This is a genomic window from Nocardiopsis sp. iso_237 (assembly GCF_056173345.1).
In genome coordinates this window covers 2,409,571-2,428,025 of sequence record NZ_CM149669.1, presented here as the reverse complement: position 1 = coordinate 2,428,025, position 18,455 = coordinate 2,409,571, and the positions used below count along the sequence as shown (strand labels likewise).

22 protein-coding genes are annotated in these 18,455 nt (G+C 67.2%); 15 read left to right on the top strand and 7 right to left on the bottom strand.

Annotated elements, in window-relative coordinates; translation table 11 throughout:
* Window positions 1-23 precede the first annotated feature (23 nt).
* Window positions 24-890, top strand: a complete 867-nt coding sequence (locus AC0VYM_RS11030; RefSeq protein WP_475461876.1) for a hypothetical protein — start codon at window positions 24-26, stop codon at window positions 888-890.
* A gap of 282 nt (window positions 891-1,172) precedes the next feature.
* A complete protein-coding gene (locus tag AC0VYM_RS11025; RefSeq protein WP_475461875.1) occupies window positions 1,173-1,805 on the top strand; it encodes a phosphotransferase in 633 nt (210 codons plus the stop codon).
* Here the strand turns inward: AC0VYM_RS11025 and AC0VYM_RS11020 are convergent.
* Window positions 1,705-2,193, bottom strand: a complete 489-nt coding sequence (locus AC0VYM_RS11020) for a hypothetical protein (protein WP_475461873.1) — start codon at window positions 2,191-2,193, stop codon at window positions 1,705-1,707. The two genes, AC0VYM_RS11025 and AC0VYM_RS11020, sit on opposite strands and share 101 nt — an antisense overlap.
* Window positions 2,194-2,400: 207 nt before the next feature.
* Between AC0VYM_RS11020 and AC0VYM_RS11015 the strand changes: the two genes are divergently transcribed.
* The gene (locus AC0VYM_RS11015; RefSeq protein WP_475461871.1) at window positions 2,401-2,907 is read left to right on the top strand and encodes a hypothetical protein; all 507 of its coding nucleotides are present in this window, start codon (window positions 2,401-2,403) and stop codon (window positions 2,905-2,907) included.
* Between the two features lie 132 nt (window positions 2,908-3,039).
* On the opposite strand, the gene AC0VYM_RS11010 is transcribed toward AC0VYM_RS11015, so the two are convergent.
* On the bottom strand, window positions 3,040-3,216 hold the full coding sequence (locus tag AC0VYM_RS11010) for a DUF397 domain-containing protein (protein ID WP_475461868.1): 177 nt from the start codon (window positions 3,214-3,216) through the stop codon (window positions 3,040-3,042).
* A gap of 22 nt (window positions 3,217-3,238) precedes the next feature.
* Entirely contained in the window at window positions 3,239-4,051 is an 813-nt protein-coding gene (locus AC0VYM_RS11005) for a helix-turn-helix domain-containing protein (protein WP_475461866.1), read from the bottom strand.
* Window positions 4,052-4,458: 407 nt separating this feature from the next.
* On the opposite strand from AC0VYM_RS11005, the gene AC0VYM_RS11000 reads away from it, so the two are divergent.
* From AC0VYM_RS11000 to AC0VYM_RS10955, 10 genes are all read left to right on the top strand, one after another.
* A complete protein-coding gene (locus AC0VYM_RS11000; RefSeq protein ID WP_475461863.1) occupies window positions 4,459-5,202 on the top strand; it encodes an ATP-binding protein in 744 nt (247 codons plus the stop codon).
* A gap of 28 nt (window positions 5,203-5,230) precedes the next feature.
* A complete protein-coding gene (locus AC0VYM_RS10995; protein WP_475461861.1) occupies window positions 5,231-5,770 on the top strand; it encodes a Scr1 family TA system antitoxin-like transcriptional regulator in 540 nt (179 codons plus the stop codon).
* A 190-nt stretch (window positions 5,771-5,960) separates the two neighbouring features.
* Window positions 5,961-6,182: a hypothetical protein gene (locus AC0VYM_RS10990; protein WP_475461858.1), complete on the top strand. Its 222-nt coding sequence runs from the start codon at window positions 5,961-5,963 to the stop codon at window positions 6,180-6,182.
* A 61-nt stretch (window positions 6,183-6,243) separates the two neighbouring features.
* Complete coding sequence (locus tag AC0VYM_RS10985) at window positions 6,244-6,390, top strand: hypothetical protein (protein ID WP_475461856.1); 147 nt, start codon at window positions 6,244-6,246, stop codon at window positions 6,388-6,390.
* Window positions 6,391-6,419: 29 nt separating this feature from the next.
* Window positions 6,420-6,971, top strand: coding sequence for a tetratricopeptide repeat protein (locus AC0VYM_RS10980; protein WP_475461853.1), 552 nt, complete (start codon window positions 6,420-6,422; stop codon window positions 6,969-6,971).
* An 11-nt stretch (window positions 6,972-6,982) separates the two neighbouring features.
* A complete protein-coding gene (locus tag AC0VYM_RS10975; RefSeq protein ID WP_475461851.1) occupies window positions 6,983-7,762 on the top strand; it encodes a helix-turn-helix domain-containing protein in 780 nt (259 codons plus the stop codon).
* Window positions 7,763-8,205: 443 nt separating this feature from the next.
* Window positions 8,206-9,780 (top strand): TROVE domain-containing protein, encoded by a 1,575-nt coding sequence (locus tag AC0VYM_RS10970; RefSeq protein WP_475461848.1) that lies wholly within the window; start codon window positions 8,206-8,208, stop codon window positions 9,778-9,780.
* A 95-nt stretch (window positions 9,781-9,875) separates the two neighbouring features.
* Window positions 9,876-10,865, top strand: a complete 990-nt coding sequence (locus tag AC0VYM_RS10965) for a GNAT family N-acetyltransferase (RefSeq protein ID WP_475461846.1) — start codon at window positions 9,876-9,878, stop codon at window positions 10,863-10,865.
* Window positions 10,804-11,193, top strand: coding sequence for an IS5 family transposase (locus tag AC0VYM_RS10960; RefSeq protein ID WP_475461845.1), 390 nt, complete (start codon window positions 10,804-10,806; stop codon window positions 11,191-11,193). The genes AC0VYM_RS10965 and AC0VYM_RS10960 overlap by 62 nt, the downstream gene beginning before the upstream one ends.
* A 304-nt stretch (window positions 11,194-11,497) precedes the next feature.
* Window positions 11,498-11,641 carry a hypothetical protein gene (locus AC0VYM_RS10955; RefSeq protein ID WP_475461843.1) on the top strand — a complete coding sequence of 48 codons (144 nt, stop codon included), beginning with the start codon at window positions 11,498-11,500 and terminating at the stop codon, window positions 11,639-11,641.
* 38 nt (window positions 11,642-11,679) lie between these two features.
* Here the strand turns inward: AC0VYM_RS10955 and AC0VYM_RS10950 are convergent, their stop codons facing one another.
* Entirely contained in the window at window positions 11,680-12,921 is a 1,242-nt protein-coding gene (locus tag AC0VYM_RS10950) for a hypothetical protein (RefSeq protein WP_475461841.1), read from the bottom strand.
* Between the two features lie 505 nt (window positions 12,922-13,426).
* Between AC0VYM_RS10950 and AC0VYM_RS10945 the strand changes: the two genes are divergently transcribed.
* Both AC0VYM_RS10945 and AC0VYM_RS10940 read left to right on the top strand, forming a co-directional pair.
* Window positions 13,427-14,050 (top strand): hypothetical protein, encoded by a 624-nt coding sequence (locus tag AC0VYM_RS10945; protein WP_475461838.1) that lies wholly within the window; start codon window positions 13,427-13,429, stop codon window positions 14,048-14,050.
* Window positions 14,051-14,393: 343 nt separating this feature from the next.
* On the top strand, window positions 14,394-15,557 hold the full coding sequence (locus AC0VYM_RS10940; RefSeq protein WP_475461835.1) for a methyltransferase domain-containing protein: 1,164 nt from the start codon (window positions 14,394-14,396) through the stop codon (window positions 15,555-15,557).
* A 344-nt stretch (window positions 15,558-15,901) separates the two neighbouring features.
* Here AC0VYM_RS10940 and AC0VYM_RS10935 read toward each other — a convergent pair whose 3' ends face one another.
* The 3 genes from AC0VYM_RS10935 to AC0VYM_RS10925 all read right to left on the bottom strand — a co-directional run bounded on the left by AC0VYM_RS10935 (window position 15,902) and on the right by AC0VYM_RS10925 (window position 18,280).
* Entirely contained in the window at window positions 15,902-17,059 is a 1,158-nt protein-coding gene (locus tag AC0VYM_RS10935) for an IS30 family transposase (protein ID WP_475463005.1), read from the bottom strand.
* 152 nt (window positions 17,060-17,211) lie between these two features.
* Window positions 17,212-17,412: a DUF397 domain-containing protein gene (locus tag AC0VYM_RS10930; RefSeq protein WP_475461832.1), complete on the bottom strand. Its 201-nt coding sequence runs from the start codon at window positions 17,410-17,412 to the stop codon at window positions 17,212-17,214.
* Window positions 17,413-17,434: 22 nt separating this feature from the next.
* A complete protein-coding gene (locus tag AC0VYM_RS10925) occupies window positions 17,435-18,280 on the bottom strand; it encodes a helix-turn-helix domain-containing protein (protein WP_475461829.1) in 846 nt (281 codons plus the stop codon).
* Window positions 18,281-18,455: the final 175 nt, after the last annotated feature.

The following is an 18,455-nucleotide window of genomic DNA, read 5'->3' as shown; positions in this document are numbered from 1 at the left end:
GTCTCTGCGCCATGATCATACGCATGAGTTCGTTCACTGTGCATTTGCCAGGCCCCGATGGCCCTCACGACGAGCGGTACATCGATACTCTGCACGGCGTGTGGTCACTGGTATCAGCGGTCTACGGCAGGCCGAACGTTAGGTTGGTCGACCATAGCGGATTGCCCCCAGGCGGACTGCAAGACAACTATGAAGTGGCCGGGCGAGAGTACCCCTGGGACTCACAGCCTGGTTCGGTCAGAGCCCAGACGGTAAGTCCTGAAGAATCTGCTCATCCCACGATCTTGCTTCCGCCTGATCCTGCTGGGCTGCTGTACTCAGCGGCACGGCTGCTGGACGTTGTTGCCCCACTACGTCCCGCTCCATTGATCGTGACGCTTGAGGATGTGGACACACCCACTCCATGGATCGATTTCCACGTGGAGAGTTCTACCGATCGCGACGATCAGTTGCGTACGGTGGACAGCTTCGCGAAAGCACTGGGAGTTCCCGTCCAAGACTACGGACCCCAGAACACGCGGTTCACAGCCGAATTCCAGGGCACCAAAGTCGAAGTGCGAACGTCAATCTCCCGTGAGGAGACCTGGCGCCCCCAGACGCAACTCGTTTATGACGCGTCACTGCACGCGGAGGAACTGCTCGATCTGGCTGGAGTACTGCGTGCGCTTGGCCCGCAGCAAGTGCATGACCTCCGAGTCCGACACAGGGAGCCGAACATCGGGTCCTTGTTCACTCTCACTGTGAACGTTGAGGGCTTGGAGCAACTGGAGAAGCTGAACGGTTCTCCAGTCGAGCCCACCGGCGACGGGTGCTTCAGGTTCACTGACTTGCTGCCGGAACGAGAACTGTTGGTCTACCGGTTGCTGGGTGAGCCTTCACCTGCTGTATGAACATGGGGTAGCTCAGCGACATGTCCAGCGAGTCCTCCAGCAGCGGAGCCAAGGAGGTACCGCGTGGCCACTTCACCGGCCAGGGCCGATCTGCACATGATCGGGGTTTGGCACCAGGCGATCACCGCCTTGGGCCTCCACGCTCAGGACGATGTCAGTCTTAGCCATGGTGTGGGCGGCCGCACGGTGAGCGGCCCCGTCACCCACCCCATCGAGGGCCAAGTGTGGCTACGTGTCACGTCCGCGTCAGCACCGGGGGGCCGGGTGTGGGAGGGCAACCCGTTGGCCGAGAGGCTGCTGCCCGCATGCATCCCCCGGCCTCGGCTACTGGCCGAACACACCTGGGGTCAGAGCCCAGTGTTTCAGGCCCTGCTGTTCTCCTTCGTCGAGGCGTCCCCGGTGTCCGCCTCACCCGACCTGCGCGCACCTCTCCCCCACAGTGTCGACGACGCCTGGTGGACGGAGTTGCGTACCGTTCTTGATCAGCTTGGCCAGGTGCCCGTCCCCGAGGGGCGTCGGAGTCACACGCACGGTTTTCTGACGCGGATCCCCACCCACCTGCCCGATGTGGCAGAGGCCGGGGTCGATCTGGAGGTGAGGACGTGGGTGACCTCGCACGCGGACCTGCACTGGGCCAACGTCACCACCCACCCGCTGGTGCTGATGGACTGGGAGGGGTGGGCTGCGGCGCCGTTGGGGTACGACGCCGCGGTCCTGCACGCCTACGCCCTACCCGAACCCGACGCGGCCTCTGTGGTCCGTGAGGTCTTCGCCGATGTGCTGGACATCGAGGAGGGGCTGCTGGCGCACCTGATCATCTGCGCCGAGATCGTCCAGGCTGGTGAGCGGGACCCGCTCCACGAACGGCTGGCTCCGTACGTACGGCGGTTCGTGCACGACCTACTCGCCAGATAATGCGGCCGCCAGCCACCGCCAGCGAAAACCGGCTGCCCTGGTGCCAGAACTCGTAGCTGTAGGCCGACACCCGGTGTGATTGAGTGGTGAGTAGGTGCGGGTCGCCTTTGGCGTGGAAGATCACTCCGATGCTCTGGCCTGGGGACGAGCGGTGTAGATCCTGGTGGAGGCCGCCCTTGTACCGCAACACCAAAGGAGCCGACCAGGCCCTGTCCGGATCAGTGAAATCCACTCCCACCTCTTGCAGATGCTGGTCGGGTTGGTCGATTGGTTCGGCCAGCACCCGGTATCCGGCTTCGGTGAGGGTGCGGGCCACGTGGGGAGTGAGCAGGGTGCGGCGCTCGGTGGTGCCGCTCTCGTGGGGAAAACCGATGGTTCGAGGGAGCATGGGGCCTCCAACGGGTGCGTGCTGTCAGGTTCACCCGCACGGTGGCCCGAGATCAGATCATGTGTTGTCGAAGCGCTTGTCCATGGCTTGTTCATCGGTTGTCGAGGTGGGGTGGACAGGGATTGGGAGGAGTCGGGCAAGCGGCTGCGGGCTGGGACGCGGGTGGTTACTGTGGCCCACCTGACCTTGCGATCGTGAGGAGCCTTGATGGAGCACGAGGGGTTGTTCGACCTGCCCACGCCCCACGCGGTGCCTGTGGTGATGTGTTTGGATGCCCAGTGGTACGAGCTGATGTGGAACGGGCACAAGACCCACGAGTTCCGGCGCCGGTTCCTCACCACAGCGCCGACCCAGTGGTTCGTGTACCTGACCGCGCCCCAGAGCCGGTTGTGCGCGGTCATCGACCTGGATGTGGCGATCGAGGGAACCCCGCAGGAGATCGCGCAGATCGCTGAGCGGATGCGCCCCGGTAACGGCGCGACGGTGGAGCCGTATCTGGCCAGGGGTGGCCGCGAGGTGGGGTATGCGATGCCGATCCGTCGGGTACGCCAGTTCCCGGGGTTCGCTGCCGTCGAGCTGGAGCAGATGTTGGAGGGCTCCCATCCGCCGCAGGGGTATGTCCTGGTCGACAACCATCCCGGGTGGCGGGCAGTGTGCAACAAGCTGCTGTCCAGCCCCGTGCTCCGTGAGACGACGCTGTCCCCCGCCCCCTGACCTACCTCCCTTGAGGATGTGGTGTGTTGAGGCCCCCCGCGTCACGCCCGAGACCGTTGGATCCGCCGACGAGGTCTGCGATTCTGGGCCAGCACCGTCCCCGCCGATTCGGCCGGCGGGGACGGCACCGTCTCAGTGACCCTTCACGGCACCCAGCATCGCGTTCCACTCCGAGCGGGAGAAGGGCAGGTGCTCCTGGTCCGGGGTCTTGGTATCACGTATCGCGACTGCCGAGCCGTCAGAGCGCTGTCCGATCTCTGCGCACTGGCCACCCGACCCACCGCTGTAGGTCGACTTGCGCCAGTTCACCCATGTATCCAATGTGCTCTCCCTAACTGCCGTACTTAACGTCCATCAGGTGCTGGACGAGCTGACGAGTCTGCTCTGGGCCCAGGGCTCTCTGATGGATCTTCTCGAACAGCCCGTGGTAGTGCTCGGTGTCCACAGGGCGCTCCAAGAAGAGTCCTCCGCGGGCGTACTCGATGTAGACGGCGTCCCCTGAGACCACGTCGTCGATGATCATGGGAAAACGCAAGACGACGAAGTTCCCCTCGGTTCCGGCGTGGGCTCCCGCGCTGAAGGGGAGACAGCGCAGATCCACGTTCGCAAGCCGGGACACTTCCAGCAGGTGCGCGAGCTGTTCGCGCATCACTGCAACTCCACCGACCTCGCGGTGCAGAGCTGATTCGTTGAAGACAGCGGTCACCTGGAGTGGGTGGTCCTCGGTGAGACGTCGCTGGCGGCGCACCCGCGCGGTGACGTGGTCGCTGACCTGTTGGGCGTCGTGTCCATTGGGCATGGCCTCGATGAGCGCCTGCGCGTACTCGGGTGTCTGCGCCAGCCCTGGGATCAGGCCGTCGTCGTAGTTGTAGACCGCCTCCGCCTCGGACTCCGCTCCCAGGTAGGGCGCGAACCAGTCCGGGACGGTAGGCCACCAGCGGTCAAGGTCGCGTTCTTTAGCCAGCTCCACCAGCCGATCACGATCGGCCGGGTCCAGACCGTACATGTCCGCGAGCGCGTAGACCACGGGCGGCGGCCAGGGGTGTTCGGAGCGCTCGTACTTGCTCAGGGTTCCTGCGGAGAACCCCATCTGGGCAGCTGCCGTCGTTCCTTGGATGCCCTTGGTACGCCGAGCTTCACGCATGACCCGGGAAAGAGTTCTTCGGATGATTCCTACGCGTGGCGGCACAGGGGTTCCTCCTGGGTGGTGGTGACGGCGTCCCAAGTTTGACGCATGCACCCACGAAGAACCAAACGACGAAAACCCTCTATTGGAAATTTTCGTACGCAGGGGTTGCGTTGACCGTGTTAGTTGTTGAGAATCAGAGCGTACAGGGAAAGCCCCCTCTCTGTGAGGTGGTTTCGGGGCTTCCTTGACGGCTGCGCCCCTACGACTCGGCCGTGCACCACTCGCGCGCATCAGCGGTTGTCCGCGTCTTCCGTTACACCAGCGAAAACCCTGCGGACAGCGGCTTCCGACACCAGAGGTGACCTGTGCTCGTCTCCCCGCACCAGACCCATGAGATACAGCTGAGCTGCCGCCCGACTTCCGTGGCCACCGGCCGAGAACACGCGGTCGGTCTCCTTCCCCCGGAGACTGAGGTTGAGATCCGCGACGACGTACTCCTCGTGGTCAGTGAGCTGGTGTCCAACGCCGTCCGTGAAGGCGCTCCATCCGAAGGGCTGGTCGGCTTGAGCGCCGACCTGGTCGAGGACGGCCTGATGACCCTCACCGTGGAAGTCACCAACCCCCACAGCGAGACGGTCGACCCCCTCCAGGAACAGACCCCGGACACAGACGCCGAACACGGGCGAGGCCTGCTGCTCGTCGACGCGTTCACCGACTCCTGGGGCACCCGGTTCGACAACCAGGGCCGCCTGATCGTGTGGGCGAGGTGGTCCTGGCTCTCCCTCACCCTGCTCGACCGGGGGTGGCTGACCGGATGGGAGCCGACCCGCGACACGACCGGGACGGTCCTGGCCCACCACGACGACGAAGCCCTGACGCTCCGGGGCAGCGAGACGCTCGCGTCCCTGCACCGGCCCATCGCCTCCGTCAACCAAGTCCTCGCCCTGCGCGCGCACTACCTGGGGTGGGAGATCACCTACGACCGCGCCGAGACCGGACCCATCTGGTTCACGGCCCGCCGCCGCACCCCCGCCACCAACCGCACCCATGGCGTCCTCGACCACCTCACCGCCCGCACCTCCGCCGAGCTGGGCGACCGGCTCGCCGCCCAGTCCTACGCCACTAGCCGCACCGACCGCCACCGCGCACACCGCGCCCTCGGCTGACGCCCACGCTCGAACGGAGACGTCTGCGATGACCACCTCAGCTCTGCCCCAGGAGCCCACGCTCCCCCAGCGGCTGATCCTGGACCGGGAACGCTCCGGCCCCACCCGCGCCTTCTCCCCCGCCCTCCTGCCCGGGGCGGTACAGACCCGCGACTACGCCCATGCCCTGATCACCACCTCCACCCACGGCACTGATCCGGCCACGGCGAGGCAGATGCTGGCGGTGCGGATGCGGCGCCACGACGAACTCCTCCAGGGCGCCGGGCACCACCGGACCTACGTCATCACCGAGCTTGCTCTGGTGTGTGGGCTGGTGGAGGAGAAGGTGATGGAGGCCCAGCTCGCCCACCTGCGCCAGGTGGCGGCGTTGGAGCATGTGGACCTGAGGCTGCTGCCCGCCGATGCCACCGAGCCCTGGACGGTCGGCTTCGTACTCCGCGATGGACAGATCAGCCTCGAAGGCCCCTCTGGGCTGATCTCACTAGCCGCTACCGCCACCCCGTTGTACCAGGCCCACTTCGAACGGCTGGTCGCGGCCTCCCAGACGCTCACACCCCACTCCTTCTAGGGGCTTCTTCGACCGGCCGTCCGTCACCTTCCCCGCTCGGACGGCCCCCACACCAGAGCCCGCGTCCAGGGGAAAGACGCGGGCCTTCCCGGGAGGCGAAGCCGTCCTTCGCCCCCAGGTGTGGGGCCCGGCCCTTCGGCCGGGCCCCACACCCTCCCCTCCTCTCGCCACCGCGGACAGGAAACCCGCCATGCGACTGCGCCCCAACCACCCCCGCATCCACCACCTGCTCCAGACCTCGCACGCCGTGTTCCCGTTGCAGACCCAACCCCACCACTCCGAGCCCCGAGGCCCACCTCACCCCGGCCGCCCCGAGCTGGCACGGGGGCTGATCGCGGTGATCGACCTGCTCGCCTCGACCGGTAGGCCGTTGCGCGAGCACTCCTTCCGCCTCGCCGGGAGGGGCGGGTGAGCTCCACCTCCCGGACTTCACGCGGCGACGCCTGGACCGCCCCGGGGAAGCCCCCGGGCCGGTGCACGCGCCCAACACCTGCCGGGGGTACGTGGAGCGCGTGTTCACCCCCTCCCCTGACATCTCGGACGCCACGGCGGAGGGAGACCGCCGCGCGGCCTCGCCTGGCTTCCCCCGGTGGGACCTGACCTTCCTCTCCCGCCCCTGACCACCTCCCACACCGAATCGAGCCCTCCCATGCCCACCCCCGCCCCCGCCACCCTGATGGAGACCGCCCGGCGCCTCCAAGGCCAAGGCGACCTCGCACACGCCGAACACGTACTCCAGCAGGCCGAGCACCTGCTCGCCTCAGCCGGGGACCGCTCCGCCCGCCGCGCCCAGGTCCATGAGGAACTCGGCGTCCTGGCGCTCCATCAGGGCGACGTCGCTCTGGCGCAGACGCGATTCCTGCGGGTCCTGGAGACGGCCGGGGATGTGGGGTGGGAGGAGCGGGTGTGGCGGGTGCGCCGAAGGCTGGGGGAGGTCGCCCTCGCCGTCGGTGACCACGCCAAGGCCGTCAAAGACCTCACCGCAGCATGGGACCGGGCCGTCGACTACCAGGACCTGGACCAGATCGTGGGGATCGCCGCCCCTCTGACCCGGGCACTGCTGGCGGTGGGAGAGGCCGACCGGGCCCGACCGGTGGTGGAAGTGTCCCTGACCCACGCACAACACCAGCACCTGGGCGCGCACGTGGAGGAACTGCGCTCCCTGCACCCGCTCACCCTCCAGGGGGTCCGGTGCGGGTGAATGTGGGCGCGATGATCCGGGCCAGGCGAGAGCACCGTGGGTGGTCGCTCACCGACGTGGCCGGCATGGTGGGTGTGGGCCAAGCACTCATCGAACAGTTGGAGGCCGGACGGCCTCTGCCGGGACGCCCCGATGTGGTGCGGGCGGTCCTCGACGTCCTGGACATCACCGCGCAGGTGGTGTGGCGGCAGGTGCTGGCGGCGGCTGGTGCCCGCACCGCCGAGGTCGATGTGGGCTGGGTGCCGATGACGGTGGAGATGGCGGTCATCACCGACGTCGCGACCCCCGAGCGCATGGAACAGGCGTGTGAGAGCGTGCTCGAAACGAGCAACCGCCCACCCGGGCTCGTGATCGTCGCACACACCAACGGACCAGAAGGTGAGGGTGAGGAGAGGTCGTTGGACCTCGCCTCCACCATGGGTGCGTGGTTCGGCCCTGCCTACCAGGTGAGGAACGCACCGGGGTTCTCCCTGTTCTGGGATCCGAGCCTGCTCACGCTCCAGCGGTGGGGCACAGACCCGGCGGCCGCGATGGTGCGGACAGCGGCGGGAACGACCCTGACCATCACCCCCCAGGCGCGCGCCGTGACGCACGGGCAGGCCGCCCTGGTGTGCACCACGGACCTGCCCCCCGAACAGGTGGGGTTGCGGCCGCTGAGCACACACCTGTGGGCCACATCCGACCTCCACAGCGCCGTCATACCCAACAGCACGCGCCAGAGCGGTCCCATCACCTCGACCGCGTTCCTCCTCCCCTTGATGCAGGGCGACCCGCTCTACTCAGCGAATTGATTCTGGGATCTTGGCGGCGGAGTCCACCAGCGCACCCGGGGGCCGCAGACGCCCGTGTTCAGACGTGCCGTGCCGTTCTACACCCTCACCGAAGACGCAGGCAGGGCGAATGTCCGGGGGCGAGGAAAACCACTCGCGTTCACCATGAAAGGTCCCATACGCTCAATTCTCAGCACCTCCCGGTGCGCCGGCCCCGGTTCCTTCTTTGCATAGAAACCACACCGGAGCCGCATTGATCTCGGGAGGACACAACTTCGGATGGTGCGCCCGGTGCGCAGGCCGCGGCTACTTCTATTCGGGATAGAGTTGTCCGGGTTCGAATCCCGGCGTCCGACCTGGTCGGACGTGGTGTAATCGGCAGCACGCTAACGTTCCGCGGTCGTCCTGATCTCGGGCGCACCATCCGAAGAGGGCTCCTCCCCGTGCGGAAGGAGCCCTTTTTCATGGCGAAGTTCAACCACACCGCCGCCCGGCCGGTCGGCAAAGGCCCCATCACCAGCGAGGCCACCCCTGCGGGACACACCTTCGAGGGGGCTCCCGGGTACGTGCGCGAGGCCAGGTCGGAGCTGTGGTTGCTCGCGGTGTCCAACATGGTCTCCGAGCACACCTTCTACGAGGCCGCAGCCGACCGCGGCTCCAGGTTCACCGGCCTAGTCCACCAGACTTCCGTCCAGCACCCGGAGTGGTTCACCGGGTTCGTGCGGTGGCTGCGCAACGACGTGCACATGCGCTCGGCCGCGCTCGTGGCCGGGCTGGAGGGTGCGAGGGCGCGGGTGGAGGCGGGCGAGCACGGACACTCCCGCCAGATGGTCGACGCGGCGCTGGCGCGCGCGGACGAGCCCGGCGAGGCGCTGGCGTACTGGACGTCGCGGTACGGCCGGAGGTTGCCCAAGCCGGTCAAGCGCGGCATCGCGGACGCCGTCCAGCGTCTCTACACCGAGTGGTCCATGCTCAAGTACGACACCCCCGCGCACGGCTTCCGCTTCTCGGACGTGCTCAACCTGGTCCACCCCGCGCCCGCAGCGGACAAGCCGTGGCAGGGGCCGTTGTTCGCCCATGCCCACGAGCGGCGCCAGCGCCGCAAGGACGCACCCGACCCGGTACTGTTGCCCGTGCTCGCCCGCAACGCCGCTTTCGGTGAGATGGTGCAGGCCGACCCCGGTCTCCTCCTGGACCCCGACGAGCTCAGGCGCGCCGGGCTGACGTGGGAGGCTGCGTTGTCGCTCGCGGGAGACAGGGTCGACAAGGCGCGGCTGTGGGAGGCGATGATCCCGTCCATGGGCTACATGGCACTCCTGCGCAACCTGAGGGGATTCGACCAGGCGGGGGTGGGCGACGCGGTCGCCGCGAAGGTGGCCGCTCGGCTGGCCGACCCGGACGAGGTCGCGCGCTCCCGACAGCTCCCGATGCGATTCCTGTCGGCATACAGGTCGGTGACGTCCCTGCGCTGGGGCCAGGCGCTGGAGACCGCGCTCACCCACAGCCTCGCCCAGGTGCCGGCCCTGCCCGGCCGCACCCTCGTCCTCGTCGACCAGTCCGGATCGATGGGTATGCGTTTGTCGGCCCGCTCGGACCTGACCTGCGCGGACGCCGCCCAAGTCTTCGGGGCGGCGCTGGCGTTGCGCGCCCAGCACGCGAACCTGGTCCAGTTCGACGGCTACAACGAGGTCGTCCCCGTGGGGCGCGGCGACGCTCTGCTGCGTGTGACCGAGAGGTTCTGGGGGCCGCGGGGCGGCACCCGGACCGCCGAGGCGGTGCGCGCGCACTTCCGGGGCCATGACCGGGTGGTGATCGTCACCGACGAACAGGCCCACGGCGGGTACGGGGGTGGTGATCCGACCGAGGCGGTTCCGGGACAGGTGCCGGTGTACACGTGGAACCTGGCCGGGTACCGGCACGGACACGCGCCCTCGGGCGTCGGGAACCGGCACGTTTTCGGTGGGCTCTCCGACGCGGCATTCGCCATGGTGCCGCTCATCGAGGCGGGCCTGGACGCCGGGTGGCCGTGGGAGGGGTGAAGACCGACCCCACCCCCACCAACCTGAGATGATTCCGGGTTCGGGCTCCGGCGGCTCTGCTGCCGGAGCCCGTGGTGTGTGCGTACGATGCGCCCATGCCCGACAGTGACACCACCGGCCTCGTGTTGCCCTTTCCGTACGTGCCCACCCTGGGGCCCGTGCACCCCGACGCCCTCAACGCCCGACTGTGGGATGAGGTCCTGGCGGCCAACGGCAGCGGCGTGTTCTTGCCGCACGACAAGGACGCCCGTTGGGGCGGAGCCAAGGATGAGACGGTCCTGATCGACGCCATGCACCAGGACGGCGAGGCGCTGGTCATTCCGACCCTGAGCACACGGGGTCGCGGTGTGGTCAAGGTGCACCACTACGGGCCAACGCCCCACGTGGATCGGGCTCTGGAGGAGGCGGGCAAGCTGGCAGCTCAGCACGGTGCGGAGGCCGCGCGAGTCCTGTGGTTCTCCGACCGGGCCGATACCCGGTGGCGCAGTTGCCGTATCCAGCTCAAGACCTTCACCGGGACCGAACCCCACGCCCACGGCCGTGTGGGCAGCCTGGACGCGGAGTCCCTGGCCGTGCAGGCCACCTTCGTGGCCTTCGCCGAGGCTCTCGGGGAGGACGGGTTCGCTTTCCTCGCAGGGAGGAGGCGTGCGAGTGGTCTGGATGGGCCGCTACTCGTCGCGGTGGTCGAGGGCAGGGTTGTTGGGGCCATCGGCCCCATGGCGATCCTCCCGGACTCCCTCGGTGTCCCCCGTCTTCTGCCTCAGTACTTCGGGGTCCTGCCCCAGGCGCGCGGACGTGGGTATGGGCGCGCCTTGTGGCGGGCGGCGATGCGCTGGGGGGTGGAGAACGGGGCCGCGTACCAGCTCCTCCAGACCGAGACCGATGGGGCCTCAGACCACCTGTGCCGCTCCGAGGGGCTGTATTGCCTGGGCTTCGTCTTCACCGCGCAGGTCGGTCCTTTTTTTGGAAGTGGGAGCGGGGCAGGGTTCGCCCTGGCAGGGTTGGTGGACGTGCCCGGACGCCATGAGGCTCACCGATGCCGAGTGGGCCCTGCTCGCTCAACTCCTGCCCACCGATACGCCTAAGGGCAAGAAATGGGCCGACCACCGCAAGATCATCAACGCGATCCTGTTCCGTACCCGCCCAGGAATCCCCTGGCGTGATGTACCCGAAGGCTACGGGCCCTGGGAGACCGCCGCCGGCCGCCATCGCCGCTGGTGCATCGACGGCACCTGGCAGAGAATCGCGGACCGGCTCCGAATCGATGCCTCCAGCGGGCAAGAACTCATGGCGAGCGTGGACTCGACCATGGTGCGAGCCCACTCCCACGCCGCCGGAGCAGCGAAAAAGGGGACCAGGTCCGGGACGAACCGGACGGGGTCGAAGTACTCGGGCGCTTCCGGGGCGGGCTGACCACCAAAATCCACCTGCTCGCCGACTCCCGCCGGCGTCCGCTGGTGTTGGCCACCAATCCCGGCCAGCGCGGGGACAGCCCGATGTTCGAGCCCTTGATGGGTGCCCTGCAACTGCCCAGGAGCACGGGAAGGCCGCACACTCGCCCGGACCGGCTGTTGGGTGACAAGGCCTACTCCAGCCGGGCCAATCGAGAGCACGGGGGCGCCGCGGGATCAAAGCGACGATTGCTCAGCCCCGTGACCAGCGCGAGCACCGCAAACGCCAAGGCTCCGCAGGCGGTAGGCCCCCGGCTCTTGACCGGGTGGCCTACCGGGACCGCAACACCGTGGAGCGGGCGATCAACCTGCTCAAGCAGAATCGGGCGGTCGCGACCCGCTACTGGTGGGTGCGGCGTGAGCCGGGAGTCCTCCATGCTCTGGGCCAGCCCACACCCGCGGAGATCTGACCTGGGGCGGGATCCCCGCCGCGGCACCTGTGCACGGGTCAGTAGGCAGGGTGCACCACGAAGTCGACCCCCCTGACCCGGACGACTTCGCGCCCGTCGTAGAAAACCGCCGTGTCCTCGATATCCGCTGGCCACAGCCCTGGGTAGGTGCGGGAGAAGGCCAACTTGCGCAGATGCTCCAAGTACCCGAAAGCGGTCGTGGGCGGATACAGCTCCCACCCGCCTCGAGCTCGACGCGTGACGCGGAGTTCTTCTACGGTGAACTGGCCGTACTCGCCGGTGAGGGCATCGATGACCTGGACCAGGACCTTGGAGTGCTCCTCGTGGGCTGGACGCAGGACGGGTGGGCGGTGATGGCCGCGGTCCGGAATCGCAATGTCACCAGGCAGCGCGAGGTCCTCTAAAGGGTTGTGGCGCAGCAAGACCTGGTTGCCCAAGGCGGTGTGGAGACGCACCCACCCGGCGCTGGGGTGGACCTGTGTGCGTTGGCGCAGGTGTGCGGGAAGGGCGATCGCTGACCGTGCGTCGGTCAGCATTCGGGCGAGTTCCTGCGCGTCTGGGTGGCTCCCCCATTCCAAGTGCATCAAGCGTGATCCGTCCGAACGCGTATAGCGGGGGTTGGACCACAGCTTGTAGAAGGGCCAACAGCCTTTTACGGGTGCGCCGCGTAGCAGTCCCAGACGTCGTAGGAGCGCTGATCCCAGCTGGGCGGCTTCGGCCGCCACCGGCCCTGGACGCGCCTGTGCGCGCCAGGCGAGGGCGTCGTGTTCGATGGGCAGCAAGTTCTTGGGGCTCTCCGCCCAGGGCCACACGGTCCCCTCAGGGCTGCCGGTGCACAGCCACGTCTGTGCCCACATCCACTGTTGTTGGGAGGCCTCGATCAGGATCCGTCCCGCCAGGTTCAGGTGGCGCAGCACGAGGTAGCGACCATTCCTGCGCACTCTCAGCCCCGGGATCCCGATGAGGTCCTGATCGGGGACCGCGCAGGGCAGGCAGGCGTTCAACACCTGGGTCAGATGGGGTCGGGCGATATGCACGATGAGCGCATCGTGGCCGGGGGTGCATCGCTCGATCGCGAAGGGCGGGTCCTCATGGTGCTCGACCTTGTGCAGGTGGTCGAGGCTGCTGAGGAACAGACTCTCCAGGCGGGCCTGGCCATCAGCAGCTTCGGGGATCACCTGGTTGCACAAGGAGAGCGTGGCGATGGCGCGGCGGGCCACGCTGTGGGGTTCGTGGGTCGCGGTTGCTCGAAGCTTGGCCAGCGATTTATGACGGGACATGGCTTCTCCAGCGTCCCGGCCACGCTCGAAGATCAGCCCTATCGAAGGCACCACTGGAAGTTGGGAGGGTGGGCGATCCCGCCGTTCTCGGCTCGCGCCCCACGCGCCGGGAGCTTTGGGGGAACCGCGGCGCCCTCAGACACCGTGACCAGATCATCACACAATGCATCCCCCGAGGGCAACTTCAACCCCGGGCGCGCCACCTTGACCGGGAGCTCTTGGGCAGGGTGAGCAGCGCGGCGGTGGGAGAGCGCCAGACCGGTAAGGTTCCGCCCCCCGATATGGAGCAGTCGAACACCATGGGATGGGTGGGGTGGGCCCGACGGGGGAAGGCTGAGTTGCGGCGCAGGAGGGCACCGAAGTCCAGTCTCCCTTTGTTCGCTCACCAAGTGATCTCCCCGCCTGGGGTCCCCCGGATTTGTTCGACACGAGACCAACGGCCCGCCAAGTCTGCTCCTAGGATGAGACGAGGTGTAATCATCCGATTCTGAGGAGTCCCCCCGATATGCGTTCAGTGTTCCCCCTGCGTCTGGTCGTTGTGCCCCTGACGTGCGTCCTGGCCACCAGCGCCTGCTCCACCGGGGCCGTGGAGTACGAGTTCGCCGCGGTGCCGGAGGAACCCACCTCCAGCCTGGTCATCCGCCTGCCCCAGGAGGTCGTGGACCAGAGCGAGGACTATCAGCAGGAGCGGGTGTTCGAGTCCTACACGGTCACCGGAGTCGACGCGGAGGATTCCTCCCGGTGCGCCGCCGAGATCGAGTTCGAGTACGCCGAGGGTGGTCTGGAACGGTTGGTGGAGAGTGTCGATCAGGAGCTCGCGGCGACCCCTACCTCGGACAAGTCCACGGGTGAGCGCATGGCCAGTGACCTCAGCCGCGTGAACACCGACGATGTCGAGATGGCCGAGGACTACAGTTCGGCCGTCGTCCCGCTCCAGTGCGCTGTCTCGCCCGGAGACGCGGACGAGACGCTGACGCTGCATTTTCGCACGATCGACGACAGGGCCCTCCCCGACTCGATCGCGATGGTCGAGGTCGGACTCATGGCGGGGGGCGAGCTGTTCGTCATGGACTCGGAGTTCGATGACTGGCAGATGGACGCCAACGGGAACTGGATCAGCACCGACTGACGCCGCCCCTTGAGACGCGGACGCGGGGAGTGAGCGTCGGCTGGTCACTGGTGCGGGCCAACGCGGTGGCCTGGTGTTCGAAGCTTCGCTCGTAGGTGTCCGGCTCGAAGCGTTGGGGATCGGGGGCCGAGTGCTACCCCGGCACTGCATGGCTCAACCTGTGCTGTCCGAGGTCGGCCGAACTTCTGACAGACGGTGAGGGGCGAGCTACTCTCGCTGTGACCTGTCCCCGTGCAAGGAGCGCCATGGGCAAGCACGAAGGCCCACCCCAGCCGATCAAACCGTTGCCCCCTCCCCCACCTCCCAGCCCAGACAGCGGCCCCCCGCCAGGGCGGCGCGGCACGTGACTGAGACTGAGCGCACCCGCCCGGAGCGAGACCAGCTCCGGGCGTTCCTCCTGGAGACCGACGCCATGGCACCCGAGTGGGCGACGGCGTTCGCCGCCGTGGATCGGGCCGCATTCCTGCCCGACCGGATCTGGCCCAACGACGATTCCTGTGCGGACGTCGTGGACCGGCGTACCGACCCCGATGCCTGGTACCGGTGGGCGGACACCAACACCGCGCTCACCACCCAGTGGGACGACAGCACAGCGGACACCACTGCACCAGGCGAGGTGTCAACGTCCTCCTCGTCCATGCCGTCCGTGGTGGCGTCCATGCTCGGCGACCTGGATGCTCGCTCCGGTATGCGTGTGCTGGAGATAGGAACCGGCACCGGGTGGTCGTCAGCACTGCTCGCGGCCCGCCTAGGTGAGGACGCGGTCACCACTGTCGAAGTTGACCCTGTCCTGACCGAGCAGGCCCACCGCCGTCTGGCCGCAGTCGGTCTGCACCCGCACGTCGTCACTGGGAACGGGCTGCTCGGCTACCCAGACCGGGCGCCCTACGACCGACTCGTGGTCACATGCGGGCTGCGCCAGTTACCGTACGCATGGGTGGAGCAGACGAAGCCGGGCGGCATCATCCTGGCCCCGTGGGGCACCGACTACAGCCCGCAGGACGCGGTGGTCCGCTTGGTTGTCGCCGAGGACGGCATCTCGGCCGCAGGCCAGTTCACCGGCCCGGTCCAGTTCATGAAGGCCCGCTCCCAACGTCTGGTGTGGCCACGCCATGACGAGTACGTCACGGACTGGCCCGGAGACGCAGTTCGCTCCTCCACAGAGCTGGCCGTCGAGGACCTGGGGAGCGGCGAGTTCGGTGGCCCGGACTTCCTACTGGGGTTGATGGTGCCTGCCTGCACACACAGTGTCCAGGCCCGCGACGGTGGCGGAGTCGCCTGGTTCTACGGGTTGAACGACCGGTCATGGGCTGCTGTGCGGTGGGAGCCCGCTGCACTAGGTGAGGTGTGGCAGTCCGGGCCACGACGGCTGTGGGACGAGCTCGAAGCGGCATGGCGATGGTGGAACGCCCAGGGCCGCCCAGGGGTTGAACGGTTCGGTCTTACTGTGACCCCGACTGGCCACCAGGTGTGGCTCGACAAGCCCACACTTCCGATAGCGGTCTGACTGAATCTGCCCCATATTCCTGGGGCGTGGATCCGCCAGACAAGGTCGAAGATTCTGGGGCCAACACCGTCCCCGACGTGGCGTCCCACTCCTCCCACGCCTGCCGTAATCTCGGGCCACAGCTCAGTCGGAATACACCCGCACTTGTGTCGACCTGCTGTTCCGCGCGGTCGGCCACACGCCGGGCAGGGGCCCCTACGAAGACCACGAGATTAAGGACAGTTGCTGGTCCGAGTCGCGGCTGTGCCCTTGGCGGGCGCGGTTGGAGTCCAGTAATGTTGTCTCGGGTATTCAGGCAGCCCCCCGGCTCATGGCGAATTCCAGGGGTCGTAGCAACACAATGATCAACTGGCTGTTGCCAGAAGCTTAGCGAGGCGCTCGGTTGGGGTTTCCCAGCCGAGCGTTTTGCGTGGGCGGCTGTTCAGCTCGGCCGCCACGGTGTCGAGGTGCTCGCGGGTGTGCCTGGACAGGTCCGTGCCCTTGGGGAAGTACTGCCTGAGTAGGCCGTTGGTGTTCTCGTTGGAGCCGCGCTGCCAAGGGCTGGCCGGGTTGCAGAAGTAGACCGGGATGTTCGTGGCGAGGGTGAACCCCGCATGGCCTGCCATCTCCGAGCCCTGGTCCCAGGTCAAGGACCTGCGCAGGTGAGGCGGGAGTGTCTGGACCGCCTCGATCAGGGCGTCGCGCGTGCTGGCCGCTGAGTGGCCGAGGGGCAGGTGCGCGAGCATCACGTAGCGGGTGGTGCGTTCGACGAGTGTGCCGATTGCCGACCTGCCGTCCTTGCCGATGATGAGGTCGCCCTCCCAGTGCCCGGGAACAGCGCGGTCGGCGGCCTCGGCGGGCCGGTCACTGATCAGGACCATGTTCGGGATGGCGCGGGGCTGGCGCTTGTAGGACTGCCGGTGCGGCCGGCGCCGAGCGCGTCCGGTCCGCAGGGCTTTGGCGAGTTCGCGGCGGAGTTCTCCGCGGCCCTGGACGTAGAGGGCCTGGTAGATCGTCTCGTGGACCACGTGCATCTCCGGCCGGTCGGGGAAGGCGGTCCGCAGAGCCTGGCAGATCTGTTCCGGGCTCCAGCGCATGGAGAGGTGGTGCTGGATGAAGTCCCGCAGCTCGGGATTTTGGCCGATCTTGCCCACCTTGGGCCGGGGACGGCGCTGTTCGGCGCGGCGGTGGGCGGCATGCGGCCGGTAAACCCAGTCCTTGCCTCGCCACACGGCGCCGTTGCGGCGTATCTCCCGGCTGATGGTGGATGGGCTGCGGTCCAGCTCGGCGGCGATCTGCCGGATGGACGCCTTCTCACGCAGTCGATCGGCGATGTGGATGCGGTCCTCCTCGCGGAGGTACCTGGTCCGGCGCGACATGCCAGAAGCCGAAGCTTCCGAACGTATCGGAGGCTTCGGCTTCCCGCTGGGTGGGGAGTGCCAGCCGTTGCGCCATCTCTTGCCGGTCCGCCGGTTGATCCCGACGATCCGACTGGCTTCCCTGTTGCCGTAGCCCTGCTGCATGAGCTGAAGGTATGCCTCCCGCTCACGCGTCAGACGGCGCCCTCCACCAGGCCCCCGGGCCTCCCGAATCTCGAACTCCATCGCATCCCCTTAACTGGGGTGTTGCGACGACCACTAGAACTCAAGCATGCACCGGGGGGCTTTCTGGTGTTTCAGCCTTCAGCAGCATCAACGCCCGAGACTACCTGCAGGAAGTCCATCCACTCTTTGTTGCGAAAGGCCAGATGCCCCAGGTCACGGTTCTTGGTGTCCCGTACCGCTGCGGCGGTGATTGCTTGAGCGATCTCTGCGCAGTTGTTGCTGCTGGCGGCGCTGTAGGTGGAAGTGCGCCAGCCATCAAAGTTGAGATCCATATTCTCTCAGTTCAGTGGGTATTCAGGGGTGAAGCAACTCCTCCTCCAGGAACCGGGCAGAGTCCTCAACGCTCAGCGCACTCCCCTGGAGACGGTCGAAGACCAGGCTATAGCGCTCCAGTTGCTCGGCTTCCTCGACATAGAGGCCATCACGATCGGTCTCGATGTAGGTCACACGGTCGGTTCCCGCGAAGTGGAAGGTGAGGAAGGCGAAGCCGGTGGCGGCGTGTGCCCCAACCTCGTAGGGCAGGATCTGAATGTCGATCGTGGGTCGTTGGCCGAGGTCGATCAGGTGCTGGATCTGCTCACGCATGACGGCTTTGCCACCGATCTGCCTTCGCAGGATGCTCTCGTCCAGGATGTACCACAGGCGTGGCGGGTGCTCACGCTCCAGGACGCTGCGCTGGCGTTCGACCCTGACGCGGAGCCGTGCCTCCACTTCATCCCGGGGCACCGTGACGTCTAGGGACGATGCCATGAGGGCCTGCGTGTAGTCGCGGGTCTGGCATAGGCCGGGGATGACCAGGGCGGCGAACTCCTCACACTTCTCTGCCTCGGCCTCCAGCGCCAGGAAGGGCCCGGGGAACAGGTCCGAGTAGCGGTACCACCAGTTGGCCGTCTTGGAGTCTTTGGCGATCTGGACGAGCATCGCCGCTTCCTCATCGTTGGCGTCATACAGCGACGTCAGCGCCATGATGTCGGCGGTATTCAGGCGTTTGAAGTGTCCCTGTTCGAGGCGGTTGAGCTTGCCGCGGTCCCAGCCAAGGGACTCTGCGACCTGGGCGTGGGTCAGGCCCGCCGAGGTTCGCAGTGCTTTGAGTCGGCTGATGAGGAACCTGCGGCGGACGGGGATCTCTGGCTCGGGCATGTGCGCCATCTTCTCCACACTCTCAGAGGTCGGCAAGTACCGAGCCCATCAGACGCCACCGTAGACCTTCACATCGAACCCCATAACGGACGTCTTGTTTTGCTACCGTTGCATTTTTGGAGGCGCCCATACATGATGAGGTCACCTGACTCCCCCTGTCCCTAAGAGGCCCCAT